Source organism: Xenorhabdus mauleonii (genome assembly GCF_900113945.1).
Taxonomy (GTDB): domain Bacteria; phylum Pseudomonadota; class Gammaproteobacteria; order Enterobacterales; family Enterobacteriaceae; genus Xenorhabdus; species Xenorhabdus mauleonii.
Genome location: NZ_FORG01000008.1, coordinates 128195 through 147865 on the forward strand (window position 1 = coordinate 128195; position 19671 = coordinate 147865).

Here is a 19671-nt window from a genome sequence, read left to right on the forward strand (position 1 = left end):
AATTAATCGTTGTAAGGGGTATTCTTATGAATAATTTGAACAATACATTGCTAATAGCGCCTAAACTTATGCAGGCAGATAGCTCCGGTGTGATTAATATAGAAGACATGAAATCAACGGAGCAGAAATTTATAGTCATGGAAGTGAATCGATATCTTGACTTCCAAGTTGGGGACGAAATAATTGGGTATCTTAGAAATAATAATAATGATGAAATAAAAAGCATCCCTAACGTCATTGTGCCAGATGATGAAGGGAATTTTAGTGTGCTTATCTATTTTCATATAGAGGATATAAAGCATCTTGGTCATTGGAACGCTTCTTATGAGGTGACAAAATTAAATAGTGAAAAACTTACCTCAAATGCAACCGATGTCAATTTCAGGATTGCTGGTCATTGCCCGCCAGAAGATAATATCTATAACATAAATATATTTTATTTTTCATCCTCTGATGAGGGATATATTTTCCGTCAGCGTCAATGTGATAAGGTAGTATCGGTTAATAAAATTTCACCAGATGGAGTGCAAGGTGAGGATATATCAGAGGGACAGCAATGGGATCATTTTTATGATATCTTGCTTCCTTTTAAATTGGGTAATCAACAGTATGTTTTTGGACTGAAAAAGAATGTTATCAATGCACCTCAAATTGTACCAAAGTCTTATTGGATGATAGCTAAATTAAGTAATCACGGATTTAGAGATGTAGTGGATAGTGGCCATTGGGATAATCCGTATGATGTTGGCTTTACCTATGCGATAGATAATAAACAATTTATTTATCTTCATAGCAGTAATAAAGATAAAGATGGTAAATACCCATACATTATTCGAGAAATAAAACAAGATGGTAGTATAGGGGGAATAACGACTTCTGATCATTGGGATCATTTCTATGCCCCAACATTTTCTTTTTCAACGAAAGATAAGGTATATTTTTATGGGCAAACAAAGGCTGACTATAGCCTTGTTAACTATGGATTAAAACCCGATGGAACTATTGGGGAACCAATCAAAAGTGGTCCCTGGTTAGAATATAATGCGGTTCAGGTTACATTTAGCTTGGGAGGATATAACTACTATGCTGGGCAAGATTTTGATAGCCATGGTTTTTGGATTGCTTCCCTATCTGGTAATGGGTTACCATATCAAAATGCTGTAATGAATAAGGTGCTTGATAAAAACTATCAATATTTGGTCCCATTCGAAATTAAAGGAAAACACTATTTCCTTATGCAAGATCAAAGCAAAGAGCATTGGGTTATTCATGAGTTGAAGGACGATAATACATTTGGGAAGACAACAGATCAAAGATAATATCAGTATTTTTTCGCAAGAAATTAATGATAATTATACGCGTCGTACTTCAAGGTGCATGTATTATCATCCCGCGACGCGGGATGATAATGCGTTGCTTCCTGAAACTTGGAGTTAATAGGGTATAAAACATAATAACTCAGAGGCTTTCCTGGATAACCAATATAATCCTGGGTGGCCTCATAATTAAAGTTATTAACTTATGATCTTTTAATTATTACAAGTTTCATTGTAAATAAATTAAGTCATGGTTTTAACACAATAATAATTTTTATTGCCCTATAATTGGTATTCATTTATGGAGTTTTTAAATAATCGTTGCAAGAGGTGTTTTTATGAATAATTTTAATAATACATTACTAATAGCGCCTAAACTTATGCAGGCAGATAGCTCTGGTGTGATTAATATAGAAGACATGAAATCAACGGAGCAGAAATTTATAGTCATGGAAGTGAATCGATACCTTGACTTTCAGGTTGGGGACGAAATAATTGGGTATCTTAGAAATAATAATAATGATGAAATAAAAAGCATCCCTAACGTCATTGTGCCAGATGATGAAGGGAATTTTAGTGTGCTTATCTATTTTCATATAGAGGATATAAAGCATCTTGGTCATTGGAACGCTTCTTATGAGGTGACAAAATTAAATAGTGAAAAACTTACCTCAAATGCAACCGATGTCAACTTCAGGATTGCTGGTCATTGCCCGCCAGAAGATAATATCTATAACATAAATATATTTTATTTTTCATCCTCTGATGAGGGATATATTTTCCGTCAGCGCCAATGTGATAAGGTAGTATCGGTTAATAAAATTTCACCAGATGGAGTGCAAGGTGAGGATATATCAGAGGGACAGCAATGGGATCATTTTTATGATATCTTGCTTCCTTTTAAATTGGGTAATCAACAGTATGTTTTTGGACTGAAAAAGAATGTTATCAATGCACCTCAAATTGTACCAAAGTCTTATTGGATGATAGCTAAATTAAGTAATCACGGATTTAAGGATGTAGTGAATAGTGGCCATTGGGAAAATCCGTATGATGCTGGTTTTACCTATGAGATAGATAATAAGCAATTTATTTATCTTCATAGCAGTAATAAAGATAAAGATGGTAAATACCCTTACGTTATTCGAGAATTAGAACAAACTGGTAATATGGGAAAAATAACGGCTTCTGGTCATTGGGACTTTTTCTATGCCCCAACGTACGCTTTTACAGCGAAAGATCAAGTATATCTTTATGGGCAAGCAGAGACTGATTATAGTCTTATTAATTATAATTTAAAATCCGATGGAACTATTGGGCAATCAATCAAAAGTGGCCCTTGGCTAGAATATAACGCATCTCAGTTTACATATAGCATGGGAGGAAAACAATATACCTGCGGGCAAAATTTTGCTAATCGTATTTTTTGGATTGCGAGTATATTTGATGATGGAGAATTAAGTCAACCCAATATAACGTTGAAGGAACTTGATACAAGCTATCAATACCTGGTTCCATTGGAAATTAAAGGAAAACACTATTTTATTAGGCAAGATCAAAGCAAAGAACATTGGGTTATTCAGGAATTGAAGGAAGATGGTACATTGGGGGGAACTACAGATCAAAGATGATGTTGATATCTTTCCTACGAGAATGCAATGATAATTAAAGTATAATAAATGATTCCATCGTGATTTTTAAAAATTTTCATGGTGGAATATGTGCATTTTAAAACCAATTCTAATTTTGAGTGCATCATATTAAAGTGTTTTTATATCTCTGATTTTAAAATAAGAGGGAGTTATTTGGAACAACAATTAATTTTAGCAAGTAATAGTGTTTTCATTGAATTGCATGGTTTTAGTAATAAATTGATTAATATGCCTGTTCCAATATCAGCGTTTAAAACTAATCAAGGTCACTTTAATAAGGAACAGGCGTAGGTCATTTCCCTCGAACTTAGGTTGACTGACAATCCTCTCCAATTTCTGCCAGCGCCTTAGATAATGTGGCGTGAAAACTCAGTTGTCCTTCTATGGGAACGATTTTGGCCCTTGCCAACGTTTTCAAAGGTTGGAAGGGGATATCACACACAATGATATACTTTTCTTTCCCCATATCTCGGACAAACCCCTGAAAAGCGTGCAGGCCGCCAGCATCCAATACAGGCACAGCATCCCATTGCATGATAATAGTTTTGTAATTTGCGCTTTTTTCTCTTAATTCAGCAAAAATACGCTCTGCGGCAGCAAAAAACAGAGGGCCAGTAATGCGCACAATGAGCAGGCTGTTCTCGTCATTTGTTAAAGAGGAAGTACTGATGCGTGTCATATTGGCAATTTTGCGCATAAATAGCAGCGAAGCCAGAACGATGCCAACGGTGATTGCAATGACCATATCAAACAGAACTGTCAACGACAGGCAGAGGAGCATAACGATAATGTCATCTTTGGGAGCCCGGCGGATTAAGTCGATAACTTTGTGAGCTTCACTCATATTCCACGCTACGATCAACAAGATTGCTGACATCGCTGCAAGCGGCAGGTAAGAGAGCATTGGAGCCAGAACTAACAGTGTCAATAAGACGAGTAAGGAGTGGATAACAGCGGCAATCGGTGACGTTGCACCTGCGCGTACATTGGCGGCTGAACGTGCAATCGCGGCTGTGGCGGTGATCCCGCCAAAGAATGGAACCACAATATTGCCCATCCCCTGACCCATTAATTCACTGTTGGAGTGGTGTTTTTTGCCGGTCATCCCGTCCAGAATGACTGCACATAACAGGGATTCGATCGCCCCCAGCATTGCCATCGAAAATGCCGCCGGCAGTAATGCTGAAATTGTACTCCAGCTGATGCTGAACGAGTGGGTATCAGGTAGATTCCACGGCAGGACAAATTGTGGAAGAATTGGCGGAATGCCTTGGCCTTGTGTTCCATCTGCCAGTGTATAACTGAATGATGATCCAATTGTTGCTACATCATGGCCCAGCAGGTGCATGATACCCATGATACTGGTTCCTGCAATTAACGCGGGTAAGTGACCCGGTAACTTTAATCCCAGCTTCGGCCAAAAAATCAATACCAGCAGGGTGGTTAAGCCAATCAGGGTATCACTGAATTGGAATGATGGCAGCGCTTGAGAAAGTGCAATCACCTTATCAACATAATTCTCCGGAACGTGCTCTAGTTTCAATCCAAAGAAATTTTGCACTTGCATAGTAGCAATGGTGATTGCGATACCAGAAGTAAATCCCAGAGTGACCGATAGGGGAATATATTCAATAAGTCGGCCTAATCGCGCTAACCCCATGAGCACTAAAATAATGCCTGACATCAGTGTTGCGATCAGCAATCCACTTAACCCAAATTGCTGTGAAACCGGATAAAGGATCACCACAAAAGCTGCAGTTGGCCCGGAAACGCTATAACGTGACCCGCCTGTGACAGCGATAACGATACCCGCAATGGCGGCGGTGTACAGGCCATATTGCGGTGCTACACCACTGCCGATGGCCAAGGCCATTGCCAATGGAATAGCAATAATTCCCACGGTGATCCCGGCAATGATATCTTTTATAAGGCGATGAAAAGAGTAAGGTTCTCTCCAGCAGGCTTCAATAAAAGCACTAAATGGCTGTATCCCTTTAATTTTTCTGGTGTTCATTGAAATAAAAAAACCTAGTTAAGATATGAATGATAAATTGAGAAAAATAAAGTTAGCATATCGCTTTTATCAGTACAGAAAGGTGTTATATGTCAAAAAGTTAACTAATTGCACACTAAACCGCATTATTCAGAAAAGAGGAAATAGGCCGATTGTGCCGACAGTTATGTAAGATTCGGCAATAAATTTATATTTCATTGTCTATTATTGGAGAAAGATCGAGGGTAAAGGGATGGGAAACCTAATTGGAGGCAAGCTGGTGCTTACCTCACCAATATAAATAGAAAAACCAGCCCTAGTTGCAAAAATAAGCCAATAGCAGCTCGTTTCAATAATCTTAATGCTCCCTGAATGCGGTCATTTAAGGTTTTTGGCTGGGGTGTTTTATTAAAAATCAACAATAAAGCCTGATCAAACTCTGCACTCTTCTCGGGATATAAATTGAGGATCTGAAAATAGCGGCAATCAAGCCAAATGCGCCAGCAATAGTACTGGCAGCATAGGGCAAGGAGCAACGACATGGCATAATGGATTTGATGACCTGATGTGGTGATAAATATTATTGTCGCTATAAAAGCTGCAAATACAGATAAGCCAGAGATGAAGCACCAGCTTTTCAATGTGGCAATAACGACTTTTCCTGTCATATTTTCTGATTGCATATTATGTTTTCCGATATAAATAATATTCAGCCCATTGCTCAAGGGCATCCATGTGTGTTTGTCTGAAAGTAACATGTGGTCTGACTTGGCGCAGAATATCTATAACAGCAGCAAGATTATATTCTGGATGCCGTTTCAGTAACCATGCAGCGACAACCATAGCGCTGCGGGATAATCCAAGAGTGCAATGAATGAATACACGGCCCTTTATGTGCAAATCATCCAGTGTACAAACAGCGGATTGTAAGTCTGCAGGCGTTAATGGCAGCAAGTCGAGCTGGGGTTGGCAAATATAATTGGCAGTGCGGTAAGCGTGTTTGTGCCATTCGGCTGTCATGTCAAATACACTGGTAATGCGCGTTGACTCGATTACTGACTGGTGTGGCAAACTACCGAGAATAATGCCTTCCACAATCTGGTTATAAGGCGCGCTTTTACGTCGGAACCAAAGATAAGAAAGCCAGGCTCCTAATTGATAGGGCGCCAATACCCAGCGGGCCGAAAGTGACATTTGGCCGTTTAATTGCTTTTGAAAAATCGAACAACCTAACCCTGCATAGCCGAGAGCCAGCATCATTAATGAGATGGCGGGCCATATCAGTATCCATAAAGCACCACCTAATCCGGCAGCCGACAGCATAAATAGCAAACTACCTGCAGCATAATATCCAGCCAGTTTTCGCGCATAGCTATCTTGGCTCGGTTGCCAGTACCAACGATATGAAATAGGAAACAGATAACTGATTATCACACCCACGGCAAAGCCAGTGATGGCATCAATAAAATGATGTTGCCACGTAGTGAGAACGGACAGTGCAATTAAGGTTGACCAAATGTACAGCACTCCACGCCAATACCCGTGTAAGTGTGCGGAATAACGAAGCCAGAGTAACCACAGCAAAATAATGTGCAATGAAGGTGCTTGATTGTAGGGCAAATCAAACATGTCCAATTGGTCAAATAACCATCCGAAAATCCCCTCAGTTGCAGGCCGGGAAAATGAAAATTTCAGCGGGAATAATAAGAAACCAGCGCAGGCGATAAGTGATGCAGCGATCAATCGCCAGCCATGTAACCACAGCTCACGGCGGCTGGTGCAAATGAACAGGGAAATTCCATAAAAGAGATCGATACTCCAGTAAGGAATAATCGACCATGACCAAAAAGGAATATTTTGTTCCCAACTGAATGCAATAACACCCACATCATCTCGTTGGGCGGTAAATTGATTAACCTGCCCATAAGTGAGAAAAAAGAACGATGCCAGAAAAATCAACCAAATAAAAGCTGTCAGCCATAAACGCCGACGGCTTTCAGGGATAAATGGTATGGGTTGTTTCATTTCATTATTCTCAGCGCTGGACTCTCTTCGCGATAGATACGGTAAAAATGCCCCAGTTATCAGTTAACTGATACTGCTTTTCAAAACCGGCATTTTCTACCAATGCATCTATTTCACCTTGAGTGCGCCGACGCATGACCCACGCTTGGTTTTGGCGGTGACTGGATAACACACGGGCAATCGTTTCAAGTTGTGGATGCCAAGGCTGCCCGGTATAAATCAAATAACCATTCTCTGCGATAGCATCGGCAAGCGCGGCCAGGGAATTTTTAATCAGTGAGTTATCAGGGAACAATTCATAAAGACCAGAAACAATACCGAGTGTTGGTGCAGGGGTAATGGATGCAATACTTGCTGCATTAAACGCATCACCGATAACAAAACGAATTTTTTCTGTGAGGTTACGTTCTTCAATATAGGCTTGCCCCTGATTGACGTTAATCTCGCTGTAATCCCTTAACAAAATGGAATCCACTTTGCTGAAATCATTGATTGCATCGAGGACATAACGTCCGTGACCTGCGGCTATGTCAAGGATGCGAACCGGTTGATGTTGTTGTTGCAGTTGACGAATAGCCTGACGGATGAGCATTTCCATATTGATTTTTCGCTGGCGTATGCCGCGCCAACCGATATTACTTCTGAGATAGATCTGATCTATTGCCCGCCCTAACATTCCTTGGCCTTGTGGTTGATTGAGATAGACATAATCCAACGTAGATCCAGAATCAAACCCTGTTTCAAGACCAATGCGGATGCCTTCAGAGGCTTTGCCCCAACGTGTATTCATGGCCTTGCGCATCAGTTTATAACCAAGATTTTTGGGACACAGGCGCGGCAATGGCAGGCTTAATTTACGGAATTCATCTGCGGTATAGCTCCAAATATCTTCATTACTGTAATTATGTTGGTAATGAGGTATGGCAAAAGTACGTTCAATAAAAGTACGTATTTTAGCGAAGACCAAATGGCGATCTTTTTCACCCAGCGTATCGTGATAAAACCCTTCCATAATATGCTTTTCTTTGATCGGGGTATTTAATTGCTGATAAAACTGGTGTTGTGATTTATGGTTCACGACATAATCGCTGCCAGAAATAAACAACTGCGTGGGCACAGTAATGGCACCGGCATCTTTCACGACGCGTCCTGCGGTTTGGTACAGTTCCAACAAGATGTTGACAGCGATTTCTCGGGTAATGAGTGGATCGTTGTTATATGAAGCAACGCGGGCTTCATCATGAGTCAGGAATTTTGCTTTTACATAGGAGTTGACGAAAAACAGCCCCCGTGCTTTTTGCATTAATTGCAGGCCCTGTACAGCAAAGGGAACATACAATTTGATATCAAATGCAGGTGCTGCGAGGATCATGGCACGGATTTTCGGTGCATAGTCATGTACCCATGCGGATACCAACACGGCACCGACACTTTGGCCTATCACCACAATGTTTTTCATCGGAATACGGTATTGAGTGGAGATAAACCTGACAAATTCATCAACATCACGAATTGAGGTGCCCATTGAAGGGCTATAACCCCGTGGCCCCTCAGTTTTTCCGTGACCACGCGCATCCCATGCGAACATCGGCACATCAGGGAGATCAAGTTCGTCAACGACATGTTGTAGTCGTCCTGAATGCTCATGGCCACGATGAAAAATAATAATAGCTTTTTCCGCCTCAGCCTGTGCTTGCGGCCAATAGCGGTAAAACAAGAATGCGTGATCCGAGGCAGTGAAATAGTGTTCTTCAGCAATACGTTGATTGGGTATTTGTGTCATTTTTATGCCTTATTTAGATTGTGACTGTTCAGCCAGCCTGATTTCACGTAAGGCTTTAACAACACGCTGATAGCAAGTCATCAGAAGTAAAATAGTTATGAAAGGGAACAAATAGTCACTCCAACTTAATGCTGAAGGGAGAATGGCGATGATTAGCCCATAGGCACCGAAGATAAAAGCACGGTCACTTTTTCCCATTGGGCCGTCATAACGTCGTGACGCCCCAATAGATTGAGTCAAAACGCCAATAAATTCCGTCAAAATAGTTAAGAATAAGATAACCAGCAGGCTCATGCTGCTGACAAAAGGCAGAAAACAGAAAGGGAGATAAAGCGCAACATCAGAAATAATATCGCCCAATTCATTATAAATAGCCCCTAAATGAGATTTTTGGTGATGCTCTCGCGCTAACATGCCATCAATTGCATTCAGCGCCATACGAATAAAGAGAAAAATAGGCAGTAACCAATAAATGCCGGGGGTAGAAAATAAACTCAGCACGATACCTACAGCAATCGATAAACCCATTGCCCCCAATGTAACTTGATTGGCGGTAATTCCATATTTGTAAAGAGAAATGACGATAGGGCGCAATAAATTTTGGAAACGAGGTTTCAGATTATAAATGGTCATCTTGCCTTAAATCCTTGTAGGTAAACCCGTTGGTGTTATTAAAATAAATAATTCTGAATTATCAAATATTGATACATGTACTCATAAAATTTCTTAGTGATACTAACACCAATAAATTGAACTCATTAAGAATTATTTGACAGCTTTTGTTAGTGTATTCCGCCAGTAACATTGAAGGCAGGTGATGGCTGTGCTTTCTTAGTTATTTGATTTATCTAAGTAAATGATAGGTGTTTTCGGCAAGGTATTTGTTGTTTTTATGGCAATTTTTCACAGTCATTATTTTTCTGTGCAGATGAATTTGCAGGGTGAAAATTAAACATTAGTTTAATAATTATTTATCGGGGCGTTGTGGCAAAGCTACTGACAGGAATTGACACATCCGGTTGTTACTCTTAGAACGTTTAATGTCTTAAACCAGTTTCTCACTGTTGGCGTTTTTTCTGTTGAAGGAGAAGTTCTATGTTAGGGTTTAATCATCAAGAAGGTCATTATTTAGAAATTGATGGTGCTCATATTTATTATGAGATCCAAGGCAATGCAAAAGGTTATCCGTTAATTTTTCTGCACGGCGGCTTAAGTGACATTGAGACGTTTAACCGTCTTGCGAATCATTTTGGAAATACCTATCAACTTATTGGCATAGATAGCCGGGGGCAGGGAAAGTCAACGCTGGGGAAAGAAAATCTGACGTACAAACGGATTCAGCAAGATGTAGAAGCAATAATCAGGCATTTGGGATTGAAGAAATACAGTATTATTGGGCACAGTGATGGCGGTATTGTTGCTTTGCGATTGGCCGCGGCGGGGACTATCCCGGTTGATAAAATGGTAGTGATTGGTACTCATTGGACATTGCAGGAAAATGATCCGATGAAAGAAATCACGAAACAGGTCACCGCGGAGGGTTGGCGTGCAATGTTGCCTGATACCTATGAAAGTTATCAGCGTTTGAACCCACAAGCTGATTTCAACAAACTGATCGAGGTGCTTGTTTCCATGTGGCTTGATACCAGTGAGAACAGTTACCCGAATGAAGCAATTCGTCAAATAACCTGTAAGTTGCTGGTCATCCGGGGTGACAATGATAAATTGGTTTCACGTATCAATTCTGCTGAATTAGCTGAAAACGTGGCTCACTCTTGTTTGTTAAACATTCCGTTCTTAGGGCATTCTCCCCACGAAGAAAACCCAGAAATGCTGATCCCATTTCTGACAAAATTCTTACCAAAATAAAGCCGCCTTTATTAAACTGATGTCGTTTTTAACAACATGATGCCGTTGCTAGATTGATTACGTCTGGATAAATGAGATCCGAATATGTAGTTGCTTGATTGGAGATACAGGCTTTTTTGCTGGTAATCTATATGAATCATTCACCTTATTTATAAGGACCAAGAAATGCCAGTAGACATAGAACCCAAAAATATGGCGGCAATTGAAATTGTTCATCCTGGGGAGCCTGATGTTTTGACTCTGACAAAAATGCCTGTTCCTGACATTGGCCCAGAAGAGATATTAGTCAAAGTGGCTGCGGCAGGCGTTAACAGACCGGATGTAATGCAAAGGCGCGGATATTATCCTCCTCCTCCTGGTGCTTCTGATATTCCGGGTTTAGAAATTTCGGGCACGGTTGCTGCCCTTGGTGCGGATGTAAAAAATCATGCGGTCGGGGATCAGGTATGTGCTCTGGTTGCGGGGGGCGGATATGCTGAATATTGCAAGGTACATGAAAGTAATGCGTTACCCGTACCCAAGAATTATAGCTTGTTGGAAGCTGCCGCATTGCCGGAGACATTCTTTACCGTGTGGGTGAATTTATTTCAACGTGGCAAATTGAAGGCGGGGGAAACTGTTTTAATTCATGGCGGGACTTCGGGTATTGGTACGGTGGCCACTTTATTGGCAAAAGCATTCAATGCTTATGTAATAACGACTGTCGGCTCTGAAGATAAACGGCAGGCCAGCCTAGCATTGGGGGCTGATGTTTCTATCAATTATAGAACGGAAGATTTTATAGAAAGGACTCATCAAGCAACTCATGGACACGGTGCTGATGTGATAGTTGATTTGATCGCAGGGGATTATGTGGCAAAGAATTTTCAGGCCGCAGCAATAGAAGGGCGGATTATCCAAATTGGTTTCCAGAATGGTAAGGCAAAGGAACTGAATCTCATGCCTTTACTGCAAAAGCGCCTGACTATTACAGGATCTACGTTACGTTCCCGCAGTATTGAAGATAAAGCCCGTATCGCTGATGAGTTAAAGGAAAAAGTTTGGCCGTTGTTAGAAAAGGGATTGATAAGGCCACAGATCTTTAAAACTTTTCCTTTAGGACAGGCTGCGGAAGCCCACGCCTTGATGGAAAGCAGTGCACATATTGGAAAAATCATGTTGGCTGTATAAACGCAAAAAAAACCTGAACGTGATGTTCAGGTTTTTTTATGAAAAATGGCGGTGAGGGAGGGATTCGAACCCTCGATACGTTTTCACGTATACACACTTTCCAGGCGTGCTCCTTCAGCCTCTCGGACACCTCACCAAATGTTGTGTTTTGCTGTATTCGAAAAAAATACAGAACTGCTTAATACTTAACTGAAAAAGCCTGAGCATTTAGTCAGGCTCTTTCATAGAATATGGCGGTGAGGGAGGGATTCGAACCCTCGATACGTTTTCACGTATACACACTTTCCAGGCGTGCTCCTTCAGCCTCTCGGACACCTCACCATATTTTGTGTTACAGTGTTTCGCTTACGTTCTTCGCTGCAACGGGGCGCTACTATAGGGAAAAGCGGTGCGGGCGTCAACATGCTTATGACTATTTTTTCAGGCTTTTTGATTGATTAGACAAATAAAAAACAATTTGCATGCTAGGCAACCAGTTATGGGCGCAAAACCCCCTTTTTTGCAATGAACCATGAAAATATGTTAACCAGGTAGCATAAGTAATATTTTTATTCCCTACATTTCACCAGGCACTTGCAACCTTGCCGCAATAGATTAAACCTATCAGAAAAACAAAAAGGAATGAGATTTTATGAATATTATTTTTTTCCACCCTACCTTTAACGCTGACGAATGGATTCAAGGGATACAAGCCAGATTGCCTGATGCCAAAGTACGGCAATGGATCCGCGGTGATAATCGTCCTGCCGATTATGCCCTTGTCTGGCTGCCTCCCCATGAAATGTTGTCTAATCGCCCGGGAGTAAAAGGTATTTTTGCACTTGGTGCAGGTGTGGACGCTATTCTCAAACAAGAATTAAAAAAACCAGGCACCTTACCTGAAGGTGTTCCATTGATACGGCTTGAAGACGCCGGAATGGCAAAGCAGATGCAGGAATATGCGATTGCATCTGTTTTACATTATTTCCGCCGTATGGATGAGTATAAGCAATATCAGGCGCAACGCCTTTGGAAACCATTACCTCCTCGAGATCGAGATGATTTTGTTATTGGCGTGTTAGGGGCAGGTGTTTTGGGCAGCAGCATTATTGAAAAATTGAAGGCATTGGATTTCCATGTTCGTTGCTGGAGCCGGACGCCAAAACAATTTGATGATGTTGAAAGTTTTTACGGGAATGATCAATTGAGTGATTTTCTGTCCGGAAGTCGAGTGTTGATTAACGTTCTGCCGGAGACATCAGAAACTCGCGGTATGCTTAACCTTTCATTATTCAGCCAATTAAAATCAGGTTCATATGTGATCAACGTGGCGCGTGGAAATCAACTTGTCGAGCAAGACCTGCTGGTTGCCATTGATAAAGGTTACATTGCCGGTGCAACCCTTGATGTGTTTGTTGAAGAGCCATTATCAGAGCTTCATCCTTTCTGGACACATCCACGCATCAATATTACTCCGCATGTTGCTGCCAATACGGTTCCTGAGCTGGCTATGGAGGCTATTTGTGAAAATATCAGGCGAATGGAAAGGGGGGAATTACCCACAGGGATTGTTGATATAAACCGCGGCTATTAACAAGCTGCTTTACAGCAAGGCAGACGATTAGGGACAATAACAGAATTCAAATAAGTAATTGGGATTAGATTGAATCATGAACGAGTTTTCTATTGTCTGCCGAATTTTGGGAACATTGTTTAACCGTGCCCCGCAAGATCCGGTTCTGCAACCCCTGCTGGCTATGATTGCGGAAGGAAAATTACAGCAAGCATGGCCTTTGGAACAAGATGAATTGCTGGCCAGATTGCAACAAAACAGTGAGTTATCGGTCATTGAAGCGGATTATCAATCTTTGTTTAGCGGCGAAAGCGCAAGTGTGGCAATTTGCCGATCTGACTACACGGGCAATGCAGAAAGTGAAGTGCGCCAATTTTTAGCAGAGCGAGGTATGCCGCTCTCTGATGCACCAGCTGATCAATTTGGCTCATTATTGTTGGCGATGTCATGGCTGGAAGATCAAGCAGCGGAAGATGAAGTGCAAGCCCAGACCGCATTATTCGATGAGTATTTATTGCCTTGGTGTGGGCAGTTTCTTGGCAAGGTTGAAGCTCATGCAACCAGTGGTTTTTACCGGACGTTAGCAATGATTACCCGCGAGGCATTGCAAGCATTGCGTGAAGAGTTAGAATCTGAGCAATAACATATTGTTATCATACGACTTTCACAGTAACACTATGCTATAACCTTCAAGTTATATCCCTAAGGCTGTAATGTGGCAGGCTAAAGGGATAGATAAGATTTAGATAAGAGTGTTATAACAATTGTGAAATTAGGCAAGTTATTGATTAATAACTTGCCTATATTGTTTAATGGACGATAAAAATTATTTATCAGTCAAGCCGATAACTAATGTACCGGGCTTAACTTCCAAGCCTTTGGCTAATTTTGAAGCGGCTGCTTCGGCTTTGCTTTTCTCTGGATTTAAAACATAAACTGGGTGAGTATCAAAAAACTCACTTAAAGAGGTATTCAGGTAAGGTATTAAGGCTTTGAACGGGGCAGCAACTTTTTCAGGGGTTGTTTGATAGTCAACAATTTCCAGTTCTTTAATGAATATTGCGCCTTTCTCTGCTTCAAATACTGGCTTAGCTCTGATAGTCAGTTTCATATCAGCCTGTATTGAGCCAAGCAAGGTTTCTAACTGAACTTTTGCCAGGCCAGAAAGTTCGATTTTTTCTGGATCCGTACGGCCGACTTGAGTAGTCAGTTCACCAAGAGAAACATTGGCAGTAGCGGCTCCTGAGAGGCCAATGTTCTTCTGATAATGAACTTTTTTTAATAAATACTCATTGAGTACACCTTCATTAATACTAATTTCTTTGAATTGGTCACATCCGCTGACTAACCCCACCAGTATCAACGCTGCCCCTAAGAAAAATCGTTTCATATTATCTCCTTTTGATTTCAACGGGCAGATTTTACATTATTCAGTATCTGATGATTAATTTATTTGCATGATTAAAGTTTACTAACCACGGCAGCTTTGATTTTTCTCTGATTGAATTGACGATGGAGAGCATAAATCGTTATCAAGCCGACAGTCCCCAGCAAAATCCACGGTAACTGAGGTAAGTTCATATTTTTGCCGGTATCGTAGAGCCACCCGCCACCGGTATAGCCCAATACGCCACCGAAGGCCAAGCCCAACCGACTGAACCCCATATAACTGCCGCGCGCCCGAGGATCGGTAAGCGAAGCGCTTAACATTTCACGTGCAGGTTCGGCTGTTACCATGCCCAGATAGAACAAACTGATTAACCCGAATAGAATATGTAATTGATTGACCCAGCCAATCGGGAACATACAAATGCTCATTAAACACAGACCGGCCATTAAACGTTGTTCCTGGCGGAAACGTTTTTCACTCCAACGGGCAATTGGGTAGAGAAGAGTCAATGAAATAAAGGCCTCAATGGCATACATCCACTTAACCGCAGCAGCAGTACCTGAAATTTCATGAATAATGATTGGAAACATCAACATTACTTGTACTGACAAAACAAAAAAGCCAGTCAAAGTTAGTACGTAAAAAAAGAATCGACTATCTTTAATGACGCGTTTCATACCTTCCTTGATCGGTGTCCGGATTGTTGAAATGCGGTATGCGGGTAAAAAATAGGCATTCAATAATGCAACCAGAACAAAAATAGCAGCACCAACCCAGCAAACAATATTAAAATTGTATTGCAGCAACCAACTACCGATTAGGGCACCAATTACGGCACCAGCACTGTCTTGCATCAACAAAATTGAATAAAAGCGCCCGCGCTCATGGGGACGGGTTAGCTTAATTATCAAGGCTGCCCTCGGGGGATCGAACAAAGTTCCACCCAGCCCAGACAAAATACAGGAAAGGAGCAATATCCAGGGTTCAGAGGCCAGTGCCATCAAACCAAAACCCACAGCACGCAATAACATACCAGTGACAATTAATGGCTTGGCTCCAAACTTGTCGGCAATGGCGCCACCAAAAATGCCCAACCCTTGTTGTGTTAATTGGCGCAGACCCAGAGCAAAACCAACGATAGCCGCAGCCCAGCCAAGTTGTTCGACAAAGCGAATTGAAATTAAAGGAAAGACAACAAAAAATCCCAAAACAACAATTAGATTGTCAATTAAAAGAAAATATTTGCCCAAGCGACGTGCTTGTGAAACCAATGACATTTTGCACCATTAATATGTGAGAAAATAAGAGGAATCTTTAATTATTTTGGACTTTATCTTCTCTTTAAGATAGGGGGCGTGTAGATGATATTTTTTTATCGTCAAAGGCTGGCAAGAGCTTCCATAATAGTTTAATTATTGCGCATTTTTTCAAGATAAATATATTGGGAGAATATATGTTTGGTTATCGTTCTACATCATCCAAGCTTCGCTTTATTACGGATAGGATAGTCGTTCGTCTGGTGTATGAGCGCGATGCCTATAGGTTGGCGGACTATTATGCAGAAAATAAAGATTTCTTGAAGCCATGGGAGCCAACGAGAGATGGCAGCTTTTACCAACCTTCCGGCTGGACAAATAGACTGACTTATATTGCGGAATTGCAAAGGCAAGAAGCGGCATTTAATTTTTTGTTATTGGATCCTGATGAAAATGAAATTCTGGGGGTCGCCAATTTCACTAATGTTGTGCGTGGTGCCTTTCACTCTTGTTATCTGGGTTATTCCTTGGGTGAAAAATGGCAAGGGAAGGGATTGATGTATGAAGCACTGCAACCCGCGATTTGTTATATGCAACGCCATCAGAAAATGCACCGCATTATGGCTAACTATATGCCGCATAATCATCGCAGTGGCAACTTGCTCGAAAAATTGGGTTTTGAAAAGGAAGGGTATGCCAAAAGTTACTTAATGATAGATGGTGTTTGGCAAGATCATGTACTGACTTCGTTGACAGATGATATGTGGGGCAAGGTAGGTTCATGAGGCATCGCGAATTAACCCATGTGGACATAATTTTTGTCTGTTAGACTTTGAGCACGGCTGCTATCTTACCAGAATGTTTTATCTGCCATTTGCATGACATTTTGAAGATAGCTTTATCTCTTTTATGCTCATTTCATAAAAATCAACTTTTAGACTAACACCATGAATTTATTGAAATCACTGGCAGCAGTTAGCTCAATGACGATGTTTTCCCGCGTTCTGGGTTTTATTCGTGATGCTATCATTGCCCGTATATTTGGTGCTGGAGTCGCAACGGATGCGTTTTTTGTTGCCTTCAAATTACCTAACTTGCTGCGCCGTATTTTTGCTGAAGGCGCGTTTTCTCAGGCATTTGTGCCTATTCTTGCTGAATATAAAAACCAACAGGGGGATGAAGCCACACGTACGTTTATCGCGTATGTATCAGGCATGCTGACGCTGATTCTGGCGATAGTTACAGTGATAGGGGTACTTGCAGCGCCTTGGGTCATTTATGCCACTGCGCCGGGATTTACAGATACACCGGATAAATTTGCCTTAACGCGTGATCTGCTCAGAATTACTTTTCCCTATATTTTTCTGATATCACTGGCTTCATTGGCGGGGGCTATTCTCAATACATGGAACCGCTTTTCCGTGCCAGCGTTTGCCCCAACGCTGCTTAACATCAGCATGATTTTTTTTGCACTGTTTGTAGCACCTTACTGCAACCCACCGGTGATGGCATTAGGGTGGGCAGTTGTTGCTGGTGGTATTTTGCAATTGGTTTATCAACTTCCTCATCTCAAAAAAGTAGGCATGCTGGTATTACCCCGGGTTTCTTTTCGTGACAGCGGCGTCTGGCGCGTTATTCGCCAAATGGGACCTGCCATTTTGGGAGTATCAGTCAGCCAGATTTCATTGATTATCAATACCATTTTTGCTTCATTTTTGGTCTCCGGTTCGGTTTCATGGATGTATTATGCGGACCGCTTAATGGAGTTACCGTCTGGTGTGCTGGGAGTCGCACTAGGAACGATACTGCTTCCTTCTTTGGCGAAAAGCTTTTCCAGTGGCAATCATGAAGAGTACCGGAAATTAATGGATTGGGGCTTGCGTCTCTGTTTCTTGCTGGCTTTGCCTTGTGCTGTGGCATTAGGGATTTTAGCGGAGCCACTGACGGTTTCTCTTTTTCAATATGGTCACTTCTCCGCGTTTGATGCACAAATGACGCAAAGGGCGTTAATCGCTTACTGCTTTGGTTTGATGGGGTTAATTGTTGTTAAAGTGCTTGCTCCTGGTTTCTATTCTCGCCAAGACATTAAAACGCCGGTCAAAATTGCGATTGCAACTCTGATTTTAACTCAGCTCATGAACCTTGTTTTTATCGGCCCGTTAAAACATGCGGGATTGGCACTCTCTATCGGTCTGGCTGCTTGCTTCAACGCTGGCATGCTTTATTGGCAGATGCGTAAGCGAGAGATCTTTAAGCCGTTGGCTGGCTGGAATGTATTTTTGTTGAAACTAGCGGTGGCGATTGCCGTGATGGTCGGGGTATTACTGGCAATGTTGTGGTTTATGCCAGCCTGGGAGCAGGGGAATATGGCAATGCGGTTGCTACGGCTGATGGGCGTTGTGATTGCTGGTGCGGGGAGTTATTTTGTCGCATTGGCCTTGATGGGGTTCAGATTGAAAGATTTTGCCCATCGGGGATTACAATAACAAAAATTCCTTAGCTAAATATATTTTTATTAAATGCTGCTCAATAATGGATATTAAGCAGCATTAATAATTATTTTTGTCCATTATTTCTCTTTAATCTAGATGATTCTAGAGGGCTACGTAATACTCTTCCTCCATCATATGTTGGATAGCTACCAGTTATGCCTTGGCGGCCTCTAATTGTACGGTTTGTGCGGTTGAATTGACCTGAACTCTCTGGAGCATCATTTGGATTATTGTGCGCAATCACATTCATAGTATTGCTATAATTGCCTATGGTGTCGTGAAACCCGGTCGGGTTATCTGAATTATTTTCTGTGGGCCTGAGTGAGGGGCTAAAAATACGATTGGTTCTACGAAGTATATTATTGCGATTGAAAGTTTGATTTTCGATTGGGTTTTCGATTAGAGGGTTTTCGATTAGATCCTTGAAAAGATTCTCGTCGCAAGGAATATAATCAGATTTACAATAATTATATACAACTTCATGAAATTCCTTCGTATTGCCAAGTCCATATTTCCCTATTAATTTGGGTAAAATATGTGTCTGATAGACATCAAGATGAATGTCGACAAAATCATGTCGTACGAGTTCATAAATTCTGTGTTTATTGTTTGGGTAACCATCATAAGTAAGTTGCGGTAGCCTCGGATTAGTGTTTTCTCTGTTAACACAAATAAAACCGAGATTCAGCATAATCTTATCATTAGGCAAAGGAACATGTAATGCAATACCACGTTCAGTATCCCATTTAATTCGGATTGACCTATAAGTTTCAGCATCAGCATAAGCGGTCCAATTGCTTACTTCAGATACAGATGGATTTATTACTTGATAGTATGTATTGTAAATGAGATGTTCATGCATAATATTTCCTCATTTTTAAATTAGTTATTCTATTTAATGATCTTTCTTTTAAATAGGGACGGCATTGCGCTGATGAATTTAATAGGTTTATATTATGATGAATTATTTAATTCCATTATTTTAATTGTGTCAACTAAAAATGAAAATTATTTTATTTAGATAAGAATGTGTAATGCTTTACATTAACGAGTTTTAATTAATTGGCTATGAATAATAGTAATATGCTTATGTATATTATCTTATGTTGTTATTCAATATGTTGATTTTATAACTAAAATATCACCATTGAGTCAGTGTAAGGGCTTCAAGCT

At 41.0% G+C, this 19671-nt stretch carries 17 protein-coding genes and 2 tRNA genes; 9 read left to right on the forward strand and 10 right to left on the reverse strand.

Features of this window, described 5'->3' with window-relative positions:
• Window positions 1-26 precede the first annotated feature (26 nt).
• The 3 genes from BM100_RS10100 to BM100_RS23020 all read left to right on the forward strand — a co-directional run bounded on the left by BM100_RS10100 (window position 27) and on the right by BM100_RS23020 (window position 3259).
• The gene (locus BM100_RS10100) at window positions 27-1319 is read left to right on the forward strand and encodes a hypothetical protein (protein ID WP_092510524.1); all 1293 of its coding nucleotides are present in this window, start codon (window positions 27-29) and stop codon (window positions 1317-1319) included.
• A gap of 335 nt (window positions 1320-1654) precedes the next feature.
• Entirely contained in the window at window positions 1655-2947 is a 1293-nt protein-coding gene (locus BM100_RS10105; protein WP_092510526.1) for a hypothetical protein, read from the forward strand.
• Window positions 2948-3121: 174 nt separating this feature from the next.
• Window positions 3122-3259, forward strand: a complete 138-nt coding sequence (locus BM100_RS23020) for a hypothetical protein (RefSeq protein WP_169924748.1) — start codon at window positions 3122-3124, stop codon at window positions 3257-3259.
• A gap of 16 nt (window positions 3260-3275) precedes the next feature.
• Here BM100_RS23020 and dauA read toward each other — a convergent pair whose 3' ends face one another.
• The 5 genes from dauA to BM100_RS10135 form a co-directional block, all read right to left on the reverse strand.
• Window positions 3276-4982: a C4-dicarboxylic acid transporter DauA gene (gene dauA / locus BM100_RS10115; RefSeq protein ID WP_092510530.1), complete on the reverse strand. Its 1707-nt coding sequence runs from the start codon at window positions 4980-4982 to the stop codon at window positions 3276-3278.
• Window positions 4983-5245: 263 nt separating this feature from the next.
• A complete protein-coding gene (locus tag BM100_RS10120) occupies window positions 5246-5644 on the reverse strand; it encodes a hypothetical protein (RefSeq protein ID WP_092510532.1) in 399 nt (132 codons plus the stop codon).
• 1 nt (window position 5645) lies between these two features.
• Complete coding sequence (locus BM100_RS10125; RefSeq protein WP_092510534.1) at window positions 5646-6986, reverse strand: phosphatase PAP2/dual specificity phosphatase family protein; 1341 nt, start codon at window positions 6984-6986, stop codon at window positions 5646-5648.
• A gap of 10 nt (window positions 6987-6996) precedes the next feature.
• Complete coding sequence (locus tag BM100_RS10130) at window positions 6997-8769, reverse strand: bifunctional alpha/beta hydrolase/class I SAM-dependent methyltransferase (RefSeq protein WP_092510537.1); 1773 nt, start codon at window positions 8767-8769, stop codon at window positions 6997-6999.
• 9 nt (window positions 8770-8778) lie between these two features.
• A complete protein-coding gene (locus BM100_RS10135) occupies window positions 8779-9402 on the reverse strand; it encodes a CDP-alcohol phosphatidyltransferase family protein (RefSeq protein ID WP_092510539.1) in 624 nt (207 codons plus the stop codon).
• A gap of 462 nt (window positions 9403-9864) precedes the next feature.
• Between BM100_RS10135 and BM100_RS10140 the strand changes: the two genes are divergently transcribed.
• The gene (locus BM100_RS10140) at window positions 9865-10638 is read left to right on the forward strand and encodes an alpha/beta fold hydrolase (RefSeq protein WP_092510541.1); all 774 of its coding nucleotides are present in this window, start codon (window positions 9865-9867) and stop codon (window positions 10636-10638) included.
• Window positions 10639-10803: 165 nt separating this feature from the next.
• The gene (locus tag BM100_RS10145; protein ID WP_092510543.1) at window positions 10804-11808 is read left to right on the forward strand and encodes an NAD(P)H-quinone oxidoreductase; all 1005 of its coding nucleotides are present in this window, start codon (window positions 10804-10806) and stop codon (window positions 11806-11808) included.
• 46 nt (window positions 11809-11854) lie between these two features.
• Here BM100_RS10145 and BM100_RS10150 read toward each other — a convergent pair.
• Together BM100_RS10150 and BM100_RS10155 are read right to left on the reverse strand one after the other, a co-directional pair.
• Window positions 11855-11944, reverse strand: a tRNA-Ser gene (locus tag BM100_RS10150).
• A 95-nt stretch (window positions 11945-12039) separates the two neighbouring features.
• Window positions 12040-12129: transfer RNA gene (locus BM100_RS10155), tRNA-Ser, on the reverse strand.
• A gap of 310 nt (window positions 12130-12439) precedes the next feature.
• Here BM100_RS10155 and ghrA point away from each other — a divergent pair.
• Window positions 12440-13381: a glyoxylate/hydroxypyruvate reductase GhrA gene (gene ghrA / locus BM100_RS10160; RefSeq protein ID WP_092510545.1), complete on the forward strand. Its 942-nt coding sequence runs from the start codon at window positions 12440-12442 to the stop codon at window positions 13379-13381.
• Window positions 13382-13457: 76 nt separating this feature from the next.
• Window positions 13458-14003 (forward strand): TorD/DmsD family molecular chaperone, encoded by a 546-nt coding sequence (locus BM100_RS10165; RefSeq protein WP_092510547.1) that lies wholly within the window; start codon window positions 13458-13460, stop codon window positions 14001-14003.
• A gap of 183 nt (window positions 14004-14186) precedes the next feature.
• Here the strand turns inward: BM100_RS10165 and BM100_RS10170 are convergent, their stop codons facing one another.
• Together BM100_RS10170 and mdtH are read right to left on the reverse strand one after the other, a co-directional pair.
• Window positions 14187-14750, reverse strand: a complete 564-nt coding sequence (locus BM100_RS10170; protein WP_092510549.1) for a lipoprotein — start codon at window positions 14748-14750, stop codon at window positions 14187-14189.
• A gap of 71 nt (window positions 14751-14821) precedes the next feature.
• The gene (gene mdtH / locus BM100_RS10175; protein WP_092510551.1) at window positions 14822-16027 is read right to left on the reverse strand and encodes a multidrug efflux MFS transporter MdtH; all 1206 of its coding nucleotides are present in this window, start codon (window positions 16025-16027) and stop codon (window positions 14822-14824) included.
• 176 nt (window positions 16028-16203) lie between these two features.
• Between mdtH and rimJ the strand changes: the two genes are divergently transcribed.
• Window positions 16204-16791, forward strand: a complete 588-nt coding sequence (gene rimJ / locus BM100_RS10180) for a ribosomal protein S5-alanine N-acetyltransferase (protein ID WP_092510553.1) — start codon at window positions 16204-16206, stop codon at window positions 16789-16791.
• Window positions 16792-16953: 162 nt separating this feature from the next.
• Complete coding sequence (gene murJ / locus BM100_RS10190; protein ID WP_092510555.1) at window positions 16954-18492, forward strand: murein biosynthesis integral membrane protein MurJ; 1539 nt, start codon at window positions 16954-16956, stop codon at window positions 18490-18492.
• 70 nt (window positions 18493-18562) lie between these two features.
• Here the strand turns inward: murJ and BM100_RS10195 are convergent, their stop codons facing one another.
• A complete protein-coding gene (locus BM100_RS10195) occupies window positions 18563-19360 on the reverse strand; it encodes a hypothetical protein (protein ID WP_092510557.1) in 798 nt (265 codons plus the stop codon).
• Between the last annotated feature and the right edge of the window lie 311 nt (window positions 19361-19671).

Excerpts from the sequence above, each read along its gene's own strand:
- BM100_RS10100 (WP_092510524.1), top strand. The coding sequence starts at position 27 with ATGAATAATTTGAACAATACATTGCTAATAGCGCCTAAACTTATGCAG.
- BM100_RS10105 (WP_092510526.1), top strand. The coding sequence starts at position 1,655 with ATGAATAATTTTAATAATACATTACTAATAGCGCCTAAACTTATGCAG.
- dauA (WP_092510530.1), bottom strand. The coding sequence starts at position 4,982 with ATGAACACCAGAAAAATTAAAGGGATACAGCCATTTAGTGCTTTTATT.
- BM100_RS10120 (WP_092510532.1), bottom strand. The coding sequence starts at position 5,644 with ATGCAATCAGAAAATATGACAGGAAAAGTCGTTATTGCCACATTGAAA.
- BM100_RS10125 (WP_092510534.1), bottom strand. The coding sequence starts at position 6,986 with ATGAAACAACCCATACCATTTATCCCTGAAAGCCGTCGGCGTTTATGG.
- BM100_RS10130 (WP_092510537.1), bottom strand. The coding sequence starts at position 8,769 with ATGACACAAATACCCAATCAACGTATTGCTGAAGAACACTATTTCACT.
- BM100_RS10135 (WP_092510539.1), bottom strand. The coding sequence starts at position 9,402 with ATGACCATTTATAATCTGAAACCTCGTTTCCAAAATTTATTGCGCCCT.
- BM100_RS10140 (WP_092510541.1), top strand. The coding sequence starts at position 9,865 with ATGTTAGGGTTTAATCATCAAGAAGGTCATTATTTAGAAATTGATGGT.
- BM100_RS10145 (WP_092510543.1), top strand. The coding sequence starts at position 10,804 with ATGCCAGTAGACATAGAACCCAAAAATATGGCGGCAATTGAAATTGTT.
- ghrA (WP_092510545.1), top strand. The coding sequence starts at position 12,440 with ATGAATATTATTTTTTTCCACCCTACCTTTAACGCTGACGAATGGATT.
- BM100_RS10165 (WP_092510547.1), top strand. The coding sequence starts at position 13,458 with ATGAACGAGTTTTCTATTGTCTGCCGAATTTTGGGAACATTGTTTAAC.
- BM100_RS10170 (WP_092510549.1), bottom strand. The coding sequence starts at position 14,750 with ATGAAACGATTTTTCTTAGGGGCAGCGTTGATACTGGTGGGGTTAGTC.
- mdtH (WP_092510551.1), bottom strand. The coding sequence starts at position 16,027 with ATGTCATTGGTTTCACAAGCACGTCGCTTGGGCAAATATTTTCTTTTA.
- rimJ (WP_092510553.1), top strand. The coding sequence starts at position 16,204 with ATGTTTGGTTATCGTTCTACATCATCCAAGCTTCGCTTTATTACGGAT.
- murJ (WP_092510555.1), top strand. The coding sequence starts at position 16,954 with ATGAATTTATTGAAATCACTGGCAGCAGTTAGCTCAATGACGATGTTT.
- BM100_RS10195 (WP_092510557.1), bottom strand. The coding sequence starts at position 19,360 with ATGCATGAACATCTCATTTACAATACATACTATCAAGTAATAAATCCA.